The 18,676-nt window shown below is 65.1% G+C and carries 13 protein-coding genes and 2 tRNA genes; 1 reads left to right on the top strand and 14 read right to left on the bottom strand.

The annotated features are described in order from the left end of the window. Nucleotides 1-448 precede the first annotated feature (448 nt). The 6 genes from chrA to CIMIT_RS05235 all read right to left on the bottom strand — a co-directional run bounded on the left by chrA (nt 449) and on the right by CIMIT_RS05235 (nt 7,053). On the bottom strand, nt 449-1,636 hold the full coding sequence (gene chrA / locus CIMIT_RS05260; RefSeq protein WP_038590159.1) for a chromate efflux transporter: 1,188 nt from the start codon (nt 1,634-1,636) through the stop codon (nt 449-451). Between the two features lie 115 nt (nt 1,637-1,751). Further along, a complete protein-coding gene (locus CIMIT_RS05255; protein ID WP_038590156.1) occupies nt 1,752-3,029 on the bottom strand; it encodes an ATP-binding protein in 1,278 nt (425 codons plus the stop codon). A 999-nt stretch (nt 3,030-4,028) separates the two neighbouring features. Beyond that, nucleotides 4,029-4,101, bottom strand: a tRNA-Glu gene (locus tag CIMIT_RS05250). Between the two features lie 36 nt (nt 4,102-4,137). Next, nucleotides 4,138-4,209, bottom strand: a tRNA-Gln gene (locus CIMIT_RS05245). Between the two features lie 225 nt (nt 4,210-4,434). After that, complete coding sequence (gltX, locus tag CIMIT_RS05240) at nt 4,435-5,925, bottom strand: glutamate--tRNA ligase (protein ID WP_084674271.1); 1,491 nt, start codon at nt 5,923-5,925, stop codon at nt 4,435-4,437. Nucleotides 5,926-5,982: 57 nt separating this feature from the next. Beyond that, nucleotides 5,983-7,053 carry a CE1 family esterase gene (locus CIMIT_RS05235; RefSeq protein ID WP_144311815.1) on the bottom strand — a complete coding sequence of 357 codons (1,071 nt, stop codon included), beginning with the start codon at nt 7,051-7,053 and terminating at the stop codon, nt 5,983-5,985. Between the two features lie 86 nt (nt 7,054-7,139). On the opposite strand from CIMIT_RS05235, the gene CIMIT_RS05230 reads away from it, so the two are divergent. Then, complete coding sequence (locus CIMIT_RS05230; RefSeq protein WP_038590150.1) at nt 7,140-8,288, top strand: isochorismate synthase; 1,149 nt, start codon at nt 7,140-7,142, stop codon at nt 8,286-8,288. Nucleotides 8,289-8,301: 13 nt separating this feature from the next. On the opposite strand, the gene CIMIT_RS05225 is transcribed toward CIMIT_RS05230, so the two are convergent. From CIMIT_RS05225 to CIMIT_RS05190, 8 genes are all read right to left on the bottom strand, one after another. Continuing rightward, nucleotides 8,302-9,093 (bottom strand): fumarylacetoacetate hydrolase family protein, encoded by a 792-nt coding sequence (locus CIMIT_RS05225; protein WP_038590145.1) that lies wholly within the window; start codon nt 9,091-9,093, stop codon nt 8,302-8,304. 38 nt (nt 9,094-9,131) lie between these two features. After that, entirely contained in the window at nt 9,132-9,701 is a 570-nt protein-coding gene (locus CIMIT_RS05220) for a 3'-5' exonuclease (protein WP_038590141.1), read from the bottom strand. A 1-nt stretch (nt 9,702) separates the two neighbouring features. Then, on the bottom strand, nt 9,703-11,577 hold the full coding sequence (locus tag CIMIT_RS05215; protein WP_038590138.1) for a DUF294 nucleotidyltransferase-like domain-containing protein: 1,875 nt from the start codon (nt 11,575-11,577) through the stop codon (nt 9,703-9,705). 41 nt (nt 11,578-11,618) lie between these two features. Further along, on the bottom strand, nt 11,619-13,115 hold the full coding sequence (locus CIMIT_RS05210; protein WP_038590135.1) for a hypothetical protein: 1,497 nt from the start codon (nt 13,113-13,115) through the stop codon (nt 11,619-11,621). A gap of 130 nt (nt 13,116-13,245) precedes the next feature. Further along, nucleotides 13,246-14,262: a 3-isopropylmalate dehydrogenase gene (locus tag CIMIT_RS05205; protein ID WP_038590132.1), complete on the bottom strand. Its 1,017-nt coding sequence runs from the start codon at nt 14,260-14,262 to the stop codon at nt 13,246-13,248. Between the two features lie 118 nt (nt 14,263-14,380). Beyond that, nucleotides 14,381-15,964, bottom strand: a complete 1,584-nt coding sequence (gene serA, locus CIMIT_RS05200) for a phosphoglycerate dehydrogenase (protein WP_038590129.1) — start codon at nt 15,962-15,964, stop codon at nt 14,381-14,383. A gap of 86 nt (nt 15,965-16,050) precedes the next feature. Continuing rightward, nucleotides 16,051-16,911, bottom strand: coding sequence for a hypothetical protein (locus CIMIT_RS05195; RefSeq protein WP_051904815.1), 861 nt, complete (start codon nt 16,909-16,911; stop codon nt 16,051-16,053). Then, a complete protein-coding gene (locus tag CIMIT_RS05190) occupies nt 16,895-18,664 on the bottom strand; it encodes a DUF262 domain-containing protein (protein WP_038590126.1) in 1,770 nt (589 codons plus the stop codon). Before CIMIT_RS05190 ends, CIMIT_RS05195 begins: the two co-directional genes overlap by 17 nt. Between the last annotated feature and the right edge of the window lie 12 nt (nt 18,665-18,676).

Raw genomic sequence — 18,676 nt, 5'->3', positions numbered from 1 at the left:
TTTTTTAATGTCTTCTACATGCTAAAAGGCGCACCCTCTTAAGGTGCGCCTTTCTTTCGTCGCGTCCAGCCTATTGCTGGTGGTGCAGCTCCTTACGCGAACCGTTTCGCCGGAAGCTCCGCTTCTCGCATCCCTTGCGATTTGGAAGTCGGATTATGGCTATGCCGCGTATGGCGTATTGCCCGCGCCGGAGGCACCGTCGTGATGCTCAGTATCACTTGCTGTCATCCGGTCTCCTTCCTGTCGACGCTTCACTTCCAGCGTGTCTTCGGCTCTGCTCCCCTTGCGTTCTATTGTGCGGGGAGGGCGTCTGACCTGCTACGTCTCACCCTAGACGGGGACAGACCAGCGCGGAAGACCCTTGCGCAAATCGGCCACTGGTTCTACCCCGTCGAAACGTAACAGCGCACGATACAACGTGTGGCCCATCACACTGGTATGGGGTGGCTTACAGCGCAACGAGTCCCACTGCCGCCGCAGCGATGACCACGGCCCAGGCAGGTACCTTCCACGAGCGCAGAGCAACAAAAGCCACAGCCGCGAGCGCCATCGTTGCCGGCCCCGCGATACCGGCGGTGAAGACTGGTGTGTACAGCGCGGCGGCGAGGATGCCTACGACTGCCGCGTTGGCACCGGCCAGCACGCTCCGGCTCGCCGGATGCGCGCGTAGCGCGTCCCAAAACGGCATTGCACCGACGACGAGCAGGGCCGCGGGCAGGAAGATCGCCACCGTGGCGAGCACCGCGCCCAGCGCCCAGTGGATGCCGGTCGCGCTCGCGCCGAGGAAGGACGCGAACGTAAACAGCGGGCCGGGCACCGCCTGGGCTGCGCCGTAGCCGGCAAGGAAGACGTCGGCGCTCACCAATCTTGTCGGCACCACGGCTTGCTCCAGCAGCGGCAGGACGACGTGTCCGCCGCCGAAGACGAGGGCACCGGCGCGGTAGAAGCCGTCGATAAGCATGAGCCCCACGTCGCTGCCACGGGCGATGATCGGCAACGCGAGCAGCAACCCGAAAAAGATGGCCAGGCTCGTGATTCCAGTGCTCTTTGGGAGGGGCGGCGCCGACGTGGGCTCGTTCGCGGGGGCGGCTTCGCGCAGCAGTGTGTAGCCGGCCGCCGCGCCGACAAGGATCGCAGCGACCTGGATGAGCGGGCTCGGCACAAGCAGCACCAGCACCATCGCAACCACCGCGATGAGCGCGCGCCACTTGTCCGCGACCAGCGACGTCGCCATCCCGATCAGCGCGTGCGCCACCACGGCGACCGCCGCGGCTTTCATGCCGATGAGCCAGCCAGCGTCTGCGACGTTGCCGAGTTTGCTCACGCCGAGCGCGAAGCAGACCAGGGCGATTGCCGACGGTGCCGTAAACGCCACCCACGCCGCTACCAACCCCAGCATGCCAGCCCGGCGCAGCCCGAGCGCCATACCAACCTGGCTGGAGGCCGGACCGGGGAGGAATTGGCACAGGGCGACGAGGTCGGCGTACTCGGCGTCGCTGAGCCACCTGCGGCGAGCGACGAACTCCTCGCGGAAGAAACCAAGGTGCGCGACCGGGCCGCCGAAAGACGTGCAGCCGAGTTTGAGAAACGCGGCGAACACTTCGGCGGCGTTACCGCGTTGTGCGGAGGTTTCCATGGGGAGTCCTTCTCGGTAAAACGGCGGCATGGCTCAAGCGCCCGCTGGGGGCCGGTTTTTATCGCACCTGACCGTAGCAAAAGCATAGGCGCTTCGCAGCACGAAAGCAGTGCCACTAGCCCAACGCAGCCAAGGGGACGACCCAGATTCCGTCAGCGCGCCGGTACAGGTGGCTACCGGCATGCACCACCATGCCGCCAGCCCACTTCGGCCCCAACTGAACTCTCAACCAGTGCAGGTGCGCCACGTCATCGTCACGGACCTCCGGCGAAACCTTTACCTCGATCCCGAGTATCCGCTTCTCCATGTCCTCGACGAGGATGTCCAATTCACGCTCGCCCCTCCGCGCACGCAAGTGCCACGTTTTCGCGCCAAAGGTCTCTGCTGCGACGCGAGCACTCAAAAGCACGAAAGACTCGAAAAGCTGGGCAAACAACTCGCTTTGCGCTGGATCCCCCGAGATCAGAGAAGCCGGCGTCGCACCGAGCAGTGTTGCGGCCAGGCCTGGATCACACAGGTGGTGCTTAGGCGAACGGATCAGCGGAGGAAATCCAGCCTGCAGTGGCTCCCATGCGGGAAGCGGCTCGAGGATCATCAACTGCTCCAAGAGACGACGATAGCCCTGCGTCGTTTTCCTCGCGGGCTTGTCAGCCTCACCGGGTGTCGCGCGATCAAGGATCGACTGATAGCTGTCTGTCCGCGATGAGCCGGCAGCATACGCGGAGAGCCAACGGATCACAGACTGCGGATCACGAATACGCTGCCCCAGTTCTTCGAACTCGTGCGTTGCAAGACGCTCGACGTAAGAATTCAGGCGCATCGTCCGCAGCCGCGGCGGAAGCTCCATGATGCCGGGAAACCCCGAGCGACAAATCTCCTCGGCATAATCCGTCACACCGACAGCAACCTCTTCCGCTTCAACGTTGCTTTGCATTCCATGAAAGATATCCGCGATACGCACCTTGGTACGTGCCAACGAACGCTCCTGCATTGCGAATGGGCGCATCCGTACTGCATCGATCCTTCCGGCCCCAGAATGGATTCCGGCCCCATGTGGCGGGTACGCACTTCCTGTCAGAAGAAAAGACCCAGCCGGTGCCCCCGCGTCCACCGCCCGACGGACGATATCCCATACCGGTGGGTATTTCTGCCACTCATCAATGAGCACACTGCCCTGCCGCGAGTGCACGATCGAAGGATCAGCCGCAAGCAAGTCACTCATCCCCGGGGAGTCCAACTGAAGCACATGCTCAGCACGCTGCAACGCCGTTTGGGTCTTCCCCACGCCCTTTGCACCTTCCAGCGCAATCGCAGGAAAGTACGGCATGACCTCGTCAAGGAGGGTATCTATCTCCCTCCTCACATATTTCGTTGAATCTGTGGCCTCATCCATGCTCAAACCGTAGCACGGGATTGTAGAGTAACGCCAGGTAGAACGGAATGTTACCCAGATTGTACACATTCTATTACCCAAATTGCACACGTTGAATTACCCAAAATGTACACGTTTTATTACCCAAAATTGTCAATTAGGACCACGCAATATGTGTCCAATGGTTCTAGGGCCGCAGCCCAGACTGGTTGCCTGGGGAAGGAATGTCCGACATAGCAACGTCGTGCTAAATGGAGCTAGCTCCATTTGGCCACGCCCCGCCAGCAAAACCCCAGGTCGCCACTTGACCGATCTCCTAAACGGAGCTAGCTCCATTTGGCCACGCCACAAACAGCGCATGTCATGTCTAAGGGCTTTTTGGACAAGGAGTCCAACGACTTTTTGGACGGGATGTCTAAGGGCATTTTGGACATTCCCAGTAGCGGAAAGGCTGAATGGTTTTCGCTATAGAAAAACGCCGCGAGCTGGTTGCCCTCGAGTCCCCTAATGTCGACAAAGCCATCACTCCGATGGCGTCGTTCAGAAGCGCGGATGAAAGTCCAAGGCCAACTACGCGGGAGCAGCGGTGCGTGTATAGCCGCCGACGGCAGACCACCCTAAGACTCAAGGAGCACGTGCTTTAAGCCCTGGTCGCCGCCGACAGCCCCGAGATGATCTACACAGCCCCTGGCGGCGAGAGCTCTTCAGTGCGCAGCCTCCGGCAGCGGTACGCCACGGGCCGCACGGCCGGTGAGCCAACCTCACCTTGCCGAGGCAACGAAGCACGATCAAGCACGGCGAAGCACCCCGTAACTGTCCTGCTTGTGACCGCAGCACAGACCACGAGAATGATCCGCTAGAAAGTGTCCAAGAACTCCATGGATTCCGTGTCCAATAAGTCATTAGACTCCGTGTCCAAAAACTCTATAGACATAACAGCCACAAACAGCGCACCCCGCCACCCCAGACACACGAAGAACCGAGGCGGCCAGCTTTTCAGCCGACCGCCTCGGTATGTTGTACCCCGTACGGGATTTGAACCCGTGTTACCGCCGTGAGAGGGCGGCGTCCTAGGCCGCTAGACGAACGGGGCATTAGGACACAGAACAACTTTTGTGAAGTTCTGTTGCTGGCCTACCTGGACTCGAACCAAGAATGACGGTACCAGAAACCGTTGTGTTGCCAATTACACCATAGGCCATCGTTTTTCAGTGCTTACCGGAGTAAACTCTTTGTGAAGTTTTTCCTTGCTCGCTCTGAACAACGATGATTACTATAACCAGAAGGTACAATACATACCAAATCGCCTGCGTATCGCCGCTTTTTAGGCGTTAAAATGACGCCGTTGTAAGTGTGCTCAAATACGACGACGCCCGCGTGCCGGGCGGGCACGCGGGCGTCGAGAAGCGAGCGAGAAGCGAAAACCTTACTCAGCTGCGTAAGGCGTGACCGCGCGGGCGGCACGCAGGCGCGTGAGCGTGGACTCCTTGCCCAGGAGCTCCATGGACTCGAACAGCGGCGGGGAGACCTGCTCGCCGGAGACGCCGACGCGCAGGGCACCGAAGGCCTTACGCGGTTTCAGCTCGAGTTTCTGGATGAGTGCCTCGTTGAGCGCGGCGTCGATGGCATCGGTGGCCCATTCAGACTCGTCGATGGCCTCAAGCGCCGCAATACCCTCATCGAGCGCCTCGACCGCATCCTCCTTGAGGTTCTTGCGGGCGGCCTTCTCGTTGAGCTCGAGCTCGGAATCTGGGGTGACGAGGAACTTGAGGAGCCCATAGGCGTCGCCAAGCATCTTGATGCGGGTCTGCACCAGCTCGGCGGCCAGGGCGAACTTCTCCGCCGGGTAATCGGCCGGGAAATCGGTGTACTCGGTGAGATAGGCGCGCAGGCGATCGCGGAAGTCCTCGGGCTCGAGCAGGCGGATATGATCCGCGTTGATCGCCTCGAGCTTCTTCTGGTCGAAGCGCGCGGGGTTGCCAAGCACGTCTGAAACGTCGAAGGCCTTGACAAACTCGTCGACAGAGAAGATGTCCTGGTCCGCGGACAGCGACCAGCCCAGAAGCGCGAGGTAGTTGATCATGCCCTCCGGGATGATGCCGGCATCGCGATGGTTAAACAGGTTCGATTCCGGGTCGCGCTTGGACAGCTTCTTGTTGCCCTGCCCCATCACAAACGGCAGGTGGGCAAACTCCGGCGTGAAGTCGGTGACGCCAATGCGCTGCAGTGCCGCGTAGAGCGCGATCTGGCGCGGGGTGGAGGAAAGCAGATCCTCCCCGCGCAGGACGTGGGTGATGCCCATCAGCGCGTCGTCGACCGGGTTGACCAGGGTGTACAGCGGGGCCCCGTTGGAGCGGGCGACCACGAAGTCCGGCTGCGTCTCCGACTTGAAGGTCACCTCGCCACGCACGAGGTCGTTCCAGGTCCAGTCCTGATCCGGCATGCGCAGGCGCCACACGGGCTTGCGGCCCTCTGCCTCGAATGCGTCGATCTGCTCCTGGGTGAGGTCGCGGTCGAAGTTGTCGTAGCCCAGCTGCGGGTCGCGCCCGGCGGCCTTATGGCGCTCCTGCACTTCCTCGTTGGTGGAGTACGCCGGGTAGACCTCGCCGGCCTCAATCAGCTTGTCTAGGACTTCCTTGTAGATGTCCATGCGCTGCGACTGGCGGTACGGCTCGTGCGGGCCGCCCACGTTGATCCCCTCGTCCCAGGTCAGGCCGAGCCACTCAAGCGACTCGATGATGGCCTGGTAGGACTCCTCGGAGTCGCGGGCGGCGTCAGTGTCCTCGATACGGAAGACAAACGTGCCGCCGCTGTGCCGCGCCTGCGCCCAGTTAAACAGGGCGGTGCGCACCATCCCGACGTGCGGGGTGCCAGTGGGCGATGGGCAAAAACGTACTCGCATTGCAGATTCAGTCATGGGGTAAATAGTAGCCCCTACGTGCGGGCAGTCGCTTTTCGACGCCCACCGCCTCCCCTACTTCGCGTACCGCGAAAGGAACCACCACAGCTCATCTGCGGCGGACGGCGAGTACCACCAGTAGTGGTTCGAGCCGTGCACCTGGATCACCTGCACACCCTTGGCGCAGCCGCGCCCGGACACGCGGGTGGCGTTCGGCCCGACCGGGGCGCGGTCGACGCCGCCTGCGCAGCGGTTACGGCGCTCGTAGGACGCGAACATCGCCGGCACCGGCAGCACGCGCTCCCCTCGCCGGACCGTGCCGTGGTAGGGCGTGAGTGTGTCCCCCGTGCCGTGGACCGCCATAAAGGCGACCGGGATTGGCTGGCAGCCGCGGTTGACCGGCGCATAGTAGGCGCCAGAGACACCCGCCACACCAGCGAAGAGGTCGGCCATGTGGCAGGCCGAGACCGCTGCCATCCCGCCACCGGTGGACATGCCGGTGGCGTAAATGCGGCGGCGGTCGATGTTGTAGTAGCGCTGCACATCGTCGATCATTGCGCGAACGAAGCGGATATCCTGGCCCGGGCGAGTCACCGCCGTCGGCGAACCCTCCCACGACGCCCCGATGGCGCGCGGGTACACGATGATGGCGTTTTGCCCCACGGCGGACTCACGCAACCGCGAGTAGTTGCGGAAATTCTCCGTGGAGTCCTGGTACGCGGAGTAGCCCACCATCACTGGCGTCGGGCGGGCCGGGTTGTAGTTGGCAGGCACCCACACGAGGTAGCTGCGGCCCGCTCCGACAATCTCTCCGTTGCGGCCCGGGGCAATCGGGGCTTTTGCCTGCGGTGCCCACCCGCTGCCACCCGGCACCTTCGGCACCGGCGCTGGCTCGGGGACCGGGTTATGCGGCAGCGAGGACCCGGGTGGCAATGACTCGTTGGCCATCCGGACGAACTTGTTCCACTCCGCATTCGCGTTGCGCGTGGCGTCGGCGACGGCGTTGTTCGCGCTCTCCATCGCTGCGTTGACCTGCCCATCGAGCGTTGAGGACAGATCTTGAGCAGCAGCCGGGGTGGCCTGAGTGGCCAACAGCAGGGCAACAAGGCCACCGGCAAGAGTTTTCACAATTTTCACTCCTGTCACATTACCCCTCCTTACAGGCCGCTGGCATTTCGCATAAAACTGCCCCACAGTTGCTGTATATTTCGCGGTTGCTAAAGTCTCCCCTTATGCCGCAGACCCCCGCGCACAACTCGCCGACCCCTGATCACAGACGCCCCGCAAGCGCCCCGGACTTCCTACTGTCCCGCGCCCACGGCTCCGTGCGCACGCAGGGCTCGGTGCGCCAGTTTTCCGATGCCTTCGCCGCCATCGACGCAATCGAGGCCGGCGAGGTCGACATGGTCGTCGGCGCGCTGCCCTTCGACCAAAACTGCCCCGCCGCGCTCACGGTGCCGGAGACCATCGTGCGCGAATCCGGCACGCTCGAGCCGCACCCGTACTACCGCGTCGGACCCGGCTCACGCCTCTCCGCTTCCGTGACCAGTTACGACCCCGCTCCCCAGGAGCACCTTCGCAGAATCGAGGCAGCGCTCGGCACGATCGAGGCCTCCAAACTGGACAAGGTGGTCCTCGCCCGCGCGGTGGACATCGCCTTCGATCCGCCAGTTGACCCGCGCCTCGTCGCGGCGCGGCTTATCGACCTCTCCTTCACCCGCGACGGCTTCATCGCCGATCTGACCCCAGCCGGCCGCCCCGGCAACTTCTTCGTCGGCTCCTCACCTGAGGTGCTGGTCAAGCGGCGCGGCATGGAGGTTGCTTCGCACCCGCTGGCGGGTTCTGCCGCGCGCATCCCGCACGACCGCGAAGCCGACGAGGCCGCAGCCAAAGCGCTCTACAATTCGGCGAAGGATCTCGACGAGCACGCCTACGTCGTCGAGCACATCCGCGGCATCCTCGCCCCGCTGTGCACCCGCCTGGAAATTCCGGAGCGCCCCCAGATTGAAAAGACCAGCGAGATGTGGCACCTGGCCACCCCCATCCGCGGCGAGCTCAAGGACCCCGCGCCCACCGCGCTCGACCTCGCGCTGCGGCTCTACCCCACCCCGGCCGTCTGCGGCACGCCGCCCGAGGCCGCCGAGGCGCTGATCACCACCGCGGAAACCGACCGCGGCTTCTACGCTGGCGCGGTCGGCTACACCGAAAACAACGGCGACGGCGAGTACATGGTGGCGATCCGCTGCGCCGAGGTCGATGCCTCCGGCACAAGCGCCCGCACCTGGGCGGGCGGCGGCCTCGTCCTCGGCTCCGACCCCCAGGCGGAGCTGGACGAGACCAGCGCCAAGCTGCGCACCATCATGCGCGCGCTTGGTCTTTGATACTCGGGCCGGTTTAGGCCCGAGCGACCGGGTTGCCCAGGCTGCCGATGCCCGGGATTTCCACCTCAATGAAGTCACCCGGCACCATCTCGGCGGTACCAGCAGGCGAACCGGTGGCCATCACGTCGCCCGGCAGCAGGGTGAAGGACTGGGTGACCCACTCGATCATCTCGCCGATGTTCATGATCATCTGCTTGGAGTTGGAGTCCTGCTTCGTCTCGGTTTTCCCGTCGTGGGTGAGGTGTGCCTTGATCGGCAGGTCGGAGAAGTCGAACTTATCCAGGTCCGTCTCGATCCAGGGCCCGAGCGGGGCGAAGGTGTCAATGCCCTTGGCGCGCGCCCACTGGCCGTCGGAAAACTGCAGGTCGCGGGAGGACACGTCGTTGATGATGGTCACTCCGCGGACCACCGACTTCCAGTCCTTCGCCTTGACGTTCTTGCACGGCACGCCGATGACCACGGCAAGCTCGCCCTCAAACTCCACGCCGGTGGCGAAGTCCGGGATACGAATCGGCGCGCCCGGGCCAACAACGGCTGTTGGCGGCTTGATAAAGATGGTCGGCGGCAGGTGCTCTGCCGACTCTTTGAACACCTCGGCGACGTGGTCCGCATAGTTGCGGCCCACCGCCACGATCTTGCTGGGCAGCGTCGGCGCGAGCAGGCGCACGTCTTCCAGCTTGTACTCTTTTCCGGTGTACTCGGGGTCGGTATACGGTGTGCCGGCGATTGCCTTGGCTACCTCCCCCGCTTCGTCGATGACGGCGAACGTCATCCCTTCAGGTGTTGCAATTCGTCCAAAACGCATAGGCAAGAGCATACCGAAACGTATCGGGAAGTGACACATCACTCACTGACCAGGGCAAGGTAAAGCTCAGCACACGCAATCGCGTCTGTGAGCGCCCCGTGGTTGGTGTATCGCGGCAGCCCGTAACGCTGGCGCACCCGCGGCAGCCGGAGATCTTCGCCGCGCGGATAGGTGCCCATGCGCTCCATGTGACGTCGCTCCATCGTCATCGTGTCAATTACCTCGGAATCATGCAGCGCCCAGCGCTTCCCGCGCACCTGCGCGCTCAACTGCCCGAGGAACCCCGTCTCCATCTGCGCAAAGTGCGCGAGCAGCTGCCGCCCTTCGATGGCGCGCGAGAAGGCCTCCCACACTGCTTCCGGGGCTTCGCCACGCGCCGCCACCTCATCGTCAGTAATGCCATGGATCGTTGCCGAATCTCCCACCTGCGCCCCGGCCAGCACGTGATACTCCGCCCCGGCCAGGTCGATCACTTCGCCGTTGACCGGCACCCACCCCACGGCGACCAAGGCATCGCGTCCGGGTTTGAGGCCGGTGGTTTCGACGTCGACGGCCAGCAGCGCGCCGTCGATAAGCTGCCTGCGCTTCGCGCGCGTCCCGAAGAACATCTCACACCGCCTGTACCGGGTACTTGTTCGCCAGCGCGTTCTGCAGCGACTTGATCACGCGGAAACTGTCGCGCAGCGCCGCCCGGTCGCGCTCGCTCAGCTGCTTCGGGTCGATGTGGTAGTCCGGCCGCTCGCCAGCGCGCAGCTGCCTCGCCTGGTGCTTCATCACCAGGTCAGCCAGGTACTCGTAGGCACCCAGCAGGTCCTCCGCGCCCTTCGTCGAGATGATCGCGCCCGGCTCGCTTCTCGACGCCAAAATACGCGCCACCGTATCTACCTCATCCACCCCCGAAACGATCGAGTACAGCCGCGCCATCTGCACCACCGCCGCGGTCCCGCCGCGCTTGATGTCCAGGGTGGAGGCGTACTCGCCGCTGCGCTCGACGACTAGGCCGCGGAAGAACCCAATCGGCGGTTCGCGGAACGTCGCCAGCGCGGCCAGGTGCGTGTGCAGTCGGCGCGAGCCGCGGGCGGAGGCAAGCGCCGCGTCGTGCACCTCGCGGGCAGCGGCCTCGGCCGCGGCGTCGGAGGCGAAGATGGTACGGAAGTCGAAGAACACCTGCGCGTGCAGCAGCGCGTCCGGATCGGGGGCGGTGACCCAACCGTGGAAGGTGCGCTCCCACTGCGTCTGCGTCATGCGCCAGGCGTCGTTGGCGGCCATCATGTCGCCGGGGCACAGCGCCTGACCGGCGTGTCCGAGCCCCTCGCAGACGAAGCGGCCCAGCTCGGCGAAGTACGCGCCGTGCGCCGCCGGGTCGAAGGCGTTGCCCAGCACCAGCGCGTTGTCCTGATCCGAGGCGGGCCCCATCTCCCTGCGCGCCTGGGAGCCAACCGCGACGAACGCGAAGGGCACCGGCGGGGGCCCAAGCTTCTCGATGGCCAGGTCACACAGGCGCCGCGCGATCCCGTCCGCGATCGAGGTGAGGATCCGCTGCGACTCGGTGGCCGACGCACCGCGCTCGTAGAAGCGCATCGCCACCTGGGCCGCCCGCTCGTACGCGCCCTCGAGCTCCTCGTAGCTCGCGCGCTCCACGTCCGCTGCCAGATAGATCGGGTCGGCTTGCAGAAGGCGCATGATGTCGGAGGAAGTCACGACACCTTCGATGCCGTGCTCGCCTTCCACCGGCAGGTGGTGGATGCCCGCCTCGCCCATGAGCAGCATCGCCTCGAAGACAAGCGCGGAAGCCGCGATCGAGCGCACCGGAGAAGTCATGATCTCGGCCACCGGCCTGTCCGGGTCCACACGCCGAGCCACTACGCGCGAGCGCAGGTCGCGATCCGTGAGGATCCCCGGCTCCCCTTCCCCCGCCTCAACGATCAGGCAGGTCACCCGGTGGCGATCCATCGTGGCCGCCGCCTCCGCGATCGGGGTTGTAGGTTCGATGGTGCGCAACTCGCGGTCGCGGATGAGTTCCGAAAGCCGAGTGCGCAGCACCTGCGCCGAGCCCGAATCGCGTACTTCTTTAGCCGCCGCCGCTACTCGACGCGACGCAGTCTGGAAGAAGCGCTCCAGGTCCGGGTGCGCGTCCAAAAGTTGCATAAACGTCTCGCGCGGAAGCAACAGCAGCACGCAGTCCTCCACCGCGGTCATGGTGTACTGCGACTCACGGTCGCCGACAAGCGTGGAGTAGCCGAAATTCTTTCCCGCATCGCGCCGGTCGAGCAGCAGACCGTCCTCGGCGACAATGTCGATGGCCCCGGAGCGGATGATGTGCAGCGTGTCGTTCGGTTCGCCGAGGCCCACAACAGTGGTGCCGCGGCGCACGTAGGTAATGCCCATCTGCGCGGGCAACGCGGCAAGCTCATCCTCGGGCAGGTGCGAGAAAGGCTCGTGCTGGGCGAGGAAGCCGCTGACCTCTTCAAGTTCGACGCTCATGCCCCAACATTAGCGTGAGATCACACACAAATGTGGCGGTTTTACTGGTAGCTCACAAACCAGGGTCGCGGGCTGACGTCGTTGAAAGTTTGCTCCGGGCTAAACGTCGGCTCGTCCTCATCGATGAAGTTCTTCCACGCCATGTAGAAGCCCGGGTCGAGGTCCTTGCGCAGCAGGTCCCAGGTCTCAAACTTCTGCCCCGGTGTGCCGTGCCCGTCCGCGTGCAGGATATAGGCCAGCTCGTCGTGGTCGGTGCGGATATTCTCGCGGTCTGGGAACATCCCGAGCTGGAACTGGTGCAGCACGAACGCCTTCTGGGGCAGGTTGTGCTCGCGGGTAAACTCGGCGAGCCAGTCGGCCACCACGTTGATCTCCTCCGCGGTCGCGGAACCGACGCGCGAGAGCGGCTCCTCGCCCGGGTTGAGCTTCCACTCCGCATCCAGCGCAAGGCCAACGTTGGGGCGTTTGAGTAACTCTTCGTACAGCCTGACTTGGTGCAGGAAGTCGCCCTGGCCCGGCTGCAGGTCGATCACCGCGTAGCCGCCCGCCTCGGTGATGGCGTCGATGTACGGCACGACCGCAGCCGGGTCTGCCTCGTTGGAGTAGTCCCCGTCCTCGCCCGGCGAGTTCGACGCCACCGTCACGATGATCTCGAAGGCGGGGATCACCGGTTCGTCGGCAAGCGGCTGGTACTTCTCCGCGTACTCCTTCGCCAGCGCCGCGGCCTCCGCCGGCGGCTGCTCGCCCATCACGCCCAGCTCGGGCGCAAACGCGTGTCCGTACAGCGCGATCATGCGTCGGCCCGGGAAGACCAGCCCGCCACCGCCGGGCAGCTCGCCGTTGCCTGCCAGCTCGATGCGCGAGTGGAAGTCCTCGGTCGTGCCCCACTGCCTGCCGAGCGCGAGCGTGTCCTGCTCTGCCACGGTGCGCATGCTTGTCGACGTCGCCCGCGGATCCGGTGCCGCAACCACCTCAATCTCGGCACCTGCCGCACGCGCTGTCGCCGCCGCTGCCCGCGAGGTCTGCGGGCTCGCGAGCATCGGCGGAAGCTGCCGGTCTTGTGCATTCGGTGTGTCGAGCGCGGCGATCGCCGCGGCATCATTCTCAGGCGCGTGGCTGTCCACCGGCTCGGCCTCGTTTACCTCGGCGTCGTCGCTGGGCACCTCTATCACGGTGTTGGCGCCCAGGCGCGTGATTTCCTCGTCGACGGCCGCATCCGTGTTCGGCCACCGCGTCAGCAGCGGGACGCCTTTCTCGACTGCGATGGCTGCGGCGCGGAGCTGGTCCTCGCGCTTCGGGCCCGCCACCACGACCGTGCCGGCGGCGTCGAAAAGCAGCTTGGAGACCTCCACGCCGGTGCCGTCTGCGTCCGCGATCACCTCAGAACCGTCGGTGGCGAGCCGCTCTCCCTCGCCAGCGGCCTCCGGGGAGCCCGACACCTGCTGGAACGCGCCGGTAAGGCCGAGCACGGTCATCACGAGTGCGGCGATCAGCGCGCAGGCGCTGACGACCCTGGCGCGGGAGGTGTGCAATCGCATACTGACGGGCCCCTTTCTCTACGGTCACATGATTTTCACAATTCTACGGCCCCGCCACCGGCGCTGGGTGTTGTGGCTTCCTTAAAACGCGAAATGCCCCGCGCTTGGCGGGGCATGCGCATGAAAGCGGCTACTTCAGCGCGGCGGCGATTCGGTCGCCGACCTCGGTCGTGGATACCGGGCCGTCGCCACGCGCGGCGACGTCGGCCTCGACTGCCTGCTCGATGCGCGCGGCGTTGTCCTCGTCGCCAAGGAAGCGCAGCATCATGGCCACCGACAGGATCATCGCGGTCGGATCGGCGATCCCCTGGCCGGCGATGTCCGGCGCGGAGCCGTGCACCGGCTCGAACATGGAGGGGAACTCGCCCACGGCGTTGATGTTGCCGGAGCAGGCCTGGCCCACGCCGCCGGTGACCGCGCCGGCGAGGTCGGTGAGGATGTCGCCGAAGAGGTTGTCGGTGACGATCACGTCGTAGCGGGCCGGGTCGTCGACCATGTAGATCGTCGCGGCGTCGATGTGGTTGTAGTCCACCTCCACCTCAGGGAACTCCTGCGACAGCTCGTCAACGACGCGCTTCCACAGGCCACCGGCGTTGACCAGCACGTTGGTCTTGTGCACGAGCGTAAGCTTCTTGCGGCGCGTCATCGCCAGCTCGAAGGCGTAGCGCACCACGCGCTCGGCGCCGAAGTAGGTGTTCTGGCTGACTTCGGAAGCGACCTCGTGCACCGTGCCCTGGCGCAGCGTTCCGCCGTTACCCGCATACAGGCCCTCGGTGCCCTCGCGCACGACCACGAAATCGATCTCGCCGGGGTTGGACAGCGGGCTCGTCGACGTCGGGTACAAGCGCGAGGGGCGCAGGTTGACGTAGTGATCCAGCTTGAAGCGCAGCGGCAGCAGCAAGCCGCGTTCGAGCACGCCCGCAGGCACGTTCGCTGGGTCGCCGATCGCGCCGAGCAGGATCGCGTCGTGCTCCTTCAGGCTGTCCAGGTCGGCGTCGGTGAGCAGCTCGCCGTTGCGCAGGTAGCGGCGCGCACCGAGGTCGTAGTCGGTGGTTTCCACGTCGTCGCGCACCGCGGCAAGCACCTTCAGGCCTTCAGCCATGACTTCGGTGCCGATGCCGTCGCCGCCAATCACTGCGATCTTCATTTTTGAGATTCCTTTCTCACCAAATGGACTTGCCTGTGAGTGTAGCAGCCCACCCAGGCAAAAGTGTGCCCCCGCACGAAACTCTCCGTGCGGGGGCGAAATCACGCGCGCATGCGGCTTAGTCCAGCACTACCTGCAGCGCGGAAGCACCGAGTGCCTCTGCAATCTCGTCCACAAGCGCAGCCGGCACCTCGGACTCGACGCGCAGGATCAGGATCGCGCCATCGCCCTTCGAAGCCTGGGTCAGCGCCGCGGCCTCGATGTTGATGCCCTTGGCACCGAGCTTGGAGCCCACCGTGCCCAGCGCGCCAGGCGCATCGGTGTAGCGGAAGAAGAGGTTGCGCCCCTCGGCGCGCATGTCCAGGCCGCGGCCGTTAATGCGCACAATCTTCTCCACGCCCTCCAGCCCGGTCAGCGCACCGACGACGGTGACTGTCTCGCCGGTGCCAGAGACGATCTGTACTTCGAGCGCGCTGCGGTGCGCACGCGCCTCGGTCTGCGTCTCCACCGAGTAGGTCAGCCCGCGCGACTCGGCGATCTGCGGGGCGTTGACGAAGGTGACCGGCTCATCCACGATGCCGGAGAAGAGCCCGCGCACCGCGGACAGGCCGAGCGAGTCGATCTGCTCGGTCGACAGCTCGCCGCGAGCGGTGACCTTCAGCGAGACCGGCGCCTCATCCAGCAGCTCGCCGGCGATCAGGCCGAGCTTGCGAGCCAGGTCCAGCCAGCGCGCCACCTCTTCGCCGACGCGGCCGCCGGTGATGTTGACCGCGTCCGCAACGAACTCGCCAGCAAGCGCCTTGAGCACCGAATCGGCAACGTCGGTGCCCGCGCGGTCCTGTGCCTCCACGGTGGAAGCGCCCAGGTGCGGGGTGACCACGACCTCGTCGAGGGCGAACAGCGGCGAGTCGGTGCACGGCTCGGAGGCGTAAACGTCGAACCCGGCGCCGCGGATGGGGCCGTTCACGATGGCGTCGGCAAGCGCCTGCTCATCCACCAGCCCACCGCGGGCGGCGTTGATGAGGATCTGCCCCTCCTTAGCCTTCGACAAAAGGTCCGCGTTGAACATGCCCGCGGTTTCCTTCGTCTTGGGCAGGTGGATGGTGACGAAGTCGGCGCGGCCCATGAGCTCTTCCAGCTCAACGAGCTCCACGCCGAGCTGCGCAGCGCGGGCGGGGTTAGCGTAGGGGTCGTAGGCGATGACGTTTGTCTCGAAAGCGCTCAGGCGCTGCGCGAACAGCTGGCCAATGTGACCGAAGCCGACGATGCCCACGGTTTTGCCGTAAATCTCCACGCCCTTAAAGGAGGAGCGCTTCCACTCGGCGGCGCGCAGCGTCGCGTCCGCGGCCGGGATCTGGCGCGCGGTAGCCAGCAGCAGCGCGATCGCGTGCTCGCAAGCGGAGTGAATGTTCGAGGTCGGGGCGTTCGCGACCATCACGCCGCGCTCGGTGGCTGCGGGGATGTCGACGTTGTCCAGGCCCACGCCCGCGCGCCCGATGATCTTCAGGTTCTTCGCGGCCGCGATGACCTCGCTATCGACGGTCGTTGCGGAGCGCACGAGCAGCGCGTCAGCCTCCGGGACCGCGGCGAGGAGCTCCTCGCGGTTCGGCCCGTCGACCCAGCGCACCTCGACTGCGTCTCCGAGCGCTTCGACGGTGGATTGGGACAGTTTGTCAGCGATCAGCACGACCGGTTTGGACACTGGGATCGACTCCTGTGCATTTCGATATCTCAATAGGTACGCGCGTCATTCTAGCCCGCGGAAGCGCCACTGTCTGCAATTCCCGGCTAATAATTTTCTTCCGCCTGCATAATACGCTCCGGAATATCGATTGCCCGGCCAAACTGCGTGCCCAGCAGCACGAGCGGTGCGTCCGCCAGCCCCGCCATCGCGAGCAGTGTGCTTTCCGACGCCCGCGGGTCCGGGTCGTCCACATACGCCACCGCCGCCCCAAACGCCCGCGCATTCGAGATCGAGGCAATCGAGGACTCCCCCGTCGCTACCACCTGCGGCGCCATGTCGGCATCGCGCCGCGAATGCACCGGGAAAGGCCGCGCCTTCGCGTTCGGTTTCACCGTCGGCTGCGCCCACGACGCGTTGAGCCAAGTAGGCAGCGAGGTATCGAGCTCCGTAACCACGCGCTGCGCCTGCGAGGGATCCTGCACGGCGCGCTCGCGGAAACGCACCGAAGTCATCTTTCCTAACGCCTCGAGCCCGCCCGGATCGCGGTTGACTTTCACTTCACCGCTCAGCGGGGCGACAGGCACATCGCCGACGGTAAGCACCGTGTGTGCCTTCAAGCGTTCCATTTCTTGAATCACCTGAGCATGGTGCTGCTCGTCGTAGACAAGCAAAGGCGCGTGCGCATAAGCGGCTATCGACGCCGCACGCAACTGCGCCTCCGGCGTAGCATCAGAGACCACGAGGGTTTCCGAACGCACGAAGAAGTACTCGGAACTGACCAGCCCATTGGTGTCGTCAAGGACGACCGGGCGATCGTCGAAAGACGCAGCCACGTGGCGCGACTGGTTCGCGGTGCGCGCCTTTTCCAGCGGGGACTGCTCGGCCTCCTCCGAGCAGCCGCCGAGCGCCAGCGCACAGGCGCACAGCGCGGCGACGATGCCGCAAACACTACTCTGCAGCGCCATCGCCCTCTCGCACGTCGCGCACGACGGCCTTGTCCAGCGCGTACTCAATGATGCCGACGAAGTGCTCGCGGCGGTAGGTGATAAAGCCCTCCCAGTCGGAATTCAACAGGTCAGCGGGGCGGATCTCGTGGCCGCGGAGCATCGCGTCAAACTCTGCGTCGTCCATCAGCGACTTCGACTGCAGGCGCGGCAGATAGCGCTTCGGTTCGTTGTTCTCCATCACGACGTCGGTGCGCCGGCCCATCGGCGTGCGGTTGAGCACCGAGTCAGCCAACTCCTCGTCAGCCCCCGCAGCCAGGCAGAACTCGCGCGGGAAGACGGTGTGGAAGCGCGGCAGCAACTCCCCGATCGTCTCGCGCGTAAACGGCTTGCCGGTGCGCCAATCCAGTGCGCCGCGGGCCATCAACAGCGCGTACAGGCCGCGGTAGACGCCGCTTTCCGCAGTCGCCGTGTGTAGCCGCGACTCCGCAAAAGTGGCGTCGGTGACCGTACGCGGCACCGCGTCCGTTTCTCCCCGCACCCAGGGCGTGACCTGGGTGACGTCCAGGCCTGCGCGAATCGACGGCGCATGCGCCCCGTAGAGCTCGCCGAATACGCCGGACCAGAACCAGCGGTTCAGCCGGTCCTTCGCCTCCTGCTGCTCCAGCACCGCCGGGTCCTCGGCGAGGCGGGCCAAAATGGTCGCCAGCGGCACAATCTGGGCCGCGTAGGGCACCTGGTCGACGCCCAAAATGCAGCGCTCCGCCAAAAACTCCGCGGCGGCCACGAAGGCGTCGGTAAGTTCCTCGGCGTGGTCGAGATACTGCGAAAGCGAGATGTTCAAAATGTCGCCCCGGTGCCCCACCGCGTGTCCTTGCCTACTGGTGAGCAGCAGCGACAGGGCTCGCAGGTACTCAATCCGGCCAATGTTGTCCAGCGCCGGGTACTCGCGCAGACGCGCCTCCTGGGTGGCGAAGTGCTCGCTCAGCCTGAATTCCGGATCCTCCGAGGCAAAGACAGCAGTGAGCAGCTCGAAGACATCCATCTGCACGCCTGCGGAGTTTGCGTGCGCGAAGATCTGACCGACGCCGATCTGCGAGGTCTCGCGGTCGATGCGGATTACCGGCACGTCGTATGCCGGCAACCAGCGCAGCACGCTATGCTGGAAGGCCTTGACCGCCTCCCGCATCCCCGGGTCTTGAGACTCCGCGGCCAGGTCGATGAGCAGGTCTGCGCCTTCCTTCCAGAGCAGCGTCGAGATCGGCACCACGCCGTGGGTGAGCATGTCGGCACGCGAGGTGATCCCGCCGTCGATCTGCGGGCCGAAGTGCGAGCGCACCTGCCCGTCTAAGTCCACGGCGAAGACGGACTCCACCGGCATCGGGTCCGCCGACACCGCCGCGCGCACGTCGACAAAGAAGCGGCGCTCGATGCGCCGGCCGAGGTAATCAAGCGAAGGGATGACCCCGTCGCCCTTGAAGGCGTGGTAGAGGGAGGTGAGGCGCTGCTGCCCGTCGAGAAGCAACAGCCCCGGCTCGCGATCGCCCGGGCGCAAACCCTCGAGCGGGCGCGGGCGGAAGCGCATCGGCGCGTTCCGGGTATCGAGCGCGAGGAAGGATCCGACCGGGTACCCGCGCAGCACGGAGGTCACGAGTGTGCGGACGCGGTCGACGTCCCAAATGTATTCGCGTTGGAAATCGGGCAGCTGCAGCTCGCCGCGCTCGGCGCGGGCGAAGAGGTCTTTTAAGGAGTAGCTCGGCGTGGTAAATCCCATGGCCCCAACACT

The organism is Corynebacterium imitans (assembly GCF_000739455.1).
In the GTDB taxonomy this organism is placed as follows: Bacteria; Actinomycetota; Actinomycetes; order Mycobacteriales; family Mycobacteriaceae; genus Corynebacterium; species Corynebacterium imitans.
This window is presented reverse-complemented; position numbering and strand designations above follow the sequence as displayed.

Excerpts from the sequence above, each read along its gene's own strand:
- chrA (WP_038590159.1), bottom strand. The coding sequence starts at position 1,636 with ATGGAAACCTCCGCACAACGCGGTAACGCCGCCGAAGTGTTCGCCGCG.
- CIMIT_RS05255 (WP_038590156.1), bottom strand. The coding sequence starts at position 3,029 with ATGGATGAGGCCACAGATTCAACGAAATATGTGAGGAGGGAGATAGAT.
- gltX (WP_084674271.1), bottom strand. The coding sequence starts at position 5,925 with ATGACTGAATCTGCAATGCGAGTACGTTTTTGCCCATCGCCCACTGGC.
- CIMIT_RS05230 (WP_038590150.1), top strand. The coding sequence starts at position 7,140 with ATGCCGCAGACCCCCGCGCACAACTCGCCGACCCCTGATCACAGACGC.
- CIMIT_RS05225 (WP_038590145.1), bottom strand. The coding sequence starts at position 9,093 with ATGCGTTTTGGACGAATTGCAACACCTGAAGGGATGACGTTCGCCGTC.
- CIMIT_RS05220 (WP_038590141.1), bottom strand. The coding sequence starts at position 9,701 with ATGTTCTTCGGGACGCGCGCGAAGCGCAGGCAGCTTATCGACGGCGCG.
- CIMIT_RS05215 (WP_038590138.1), bottom strand. The coding sequence starts at position 11,577 with ATGAGCGTCGAACTTGAAGAGGTCAGCGGCTTCCTCGCCCAGCACGAG.
- CIMIT_RS05210 (WP_038590135.1), bottom strand. The coding sequence starts at position 13,115 with ATGCGATTGCACACCTCCCGCGCCAGGGTCGTCAGCGCCTGCGCGCTG.
- CIMIT_RS05205 (WP_038590132.1), bottom strand. The coding sequence starts at position 14,262 with ATGAAGATCGCAGTGATTGGCGGCGACGGCATCGGCACCGAAGTCATG.
- CIMIT_RS05195 (WP_051904815.1), bottom strand. The coding sequence starts at position 16,911 with ATGGCGCTGCAGAGTAGTGTTTGCGGCATCGTCGCCGCGCTGTGCGCC.
- CIMIT_RS05190 (WP_038590126.1), bottom strand. The coding sequence starts at position 18,664 with ATGGGATTTACCACGCCGAGCTACTCCTTAAAAGACCTCTTCGCCCGC.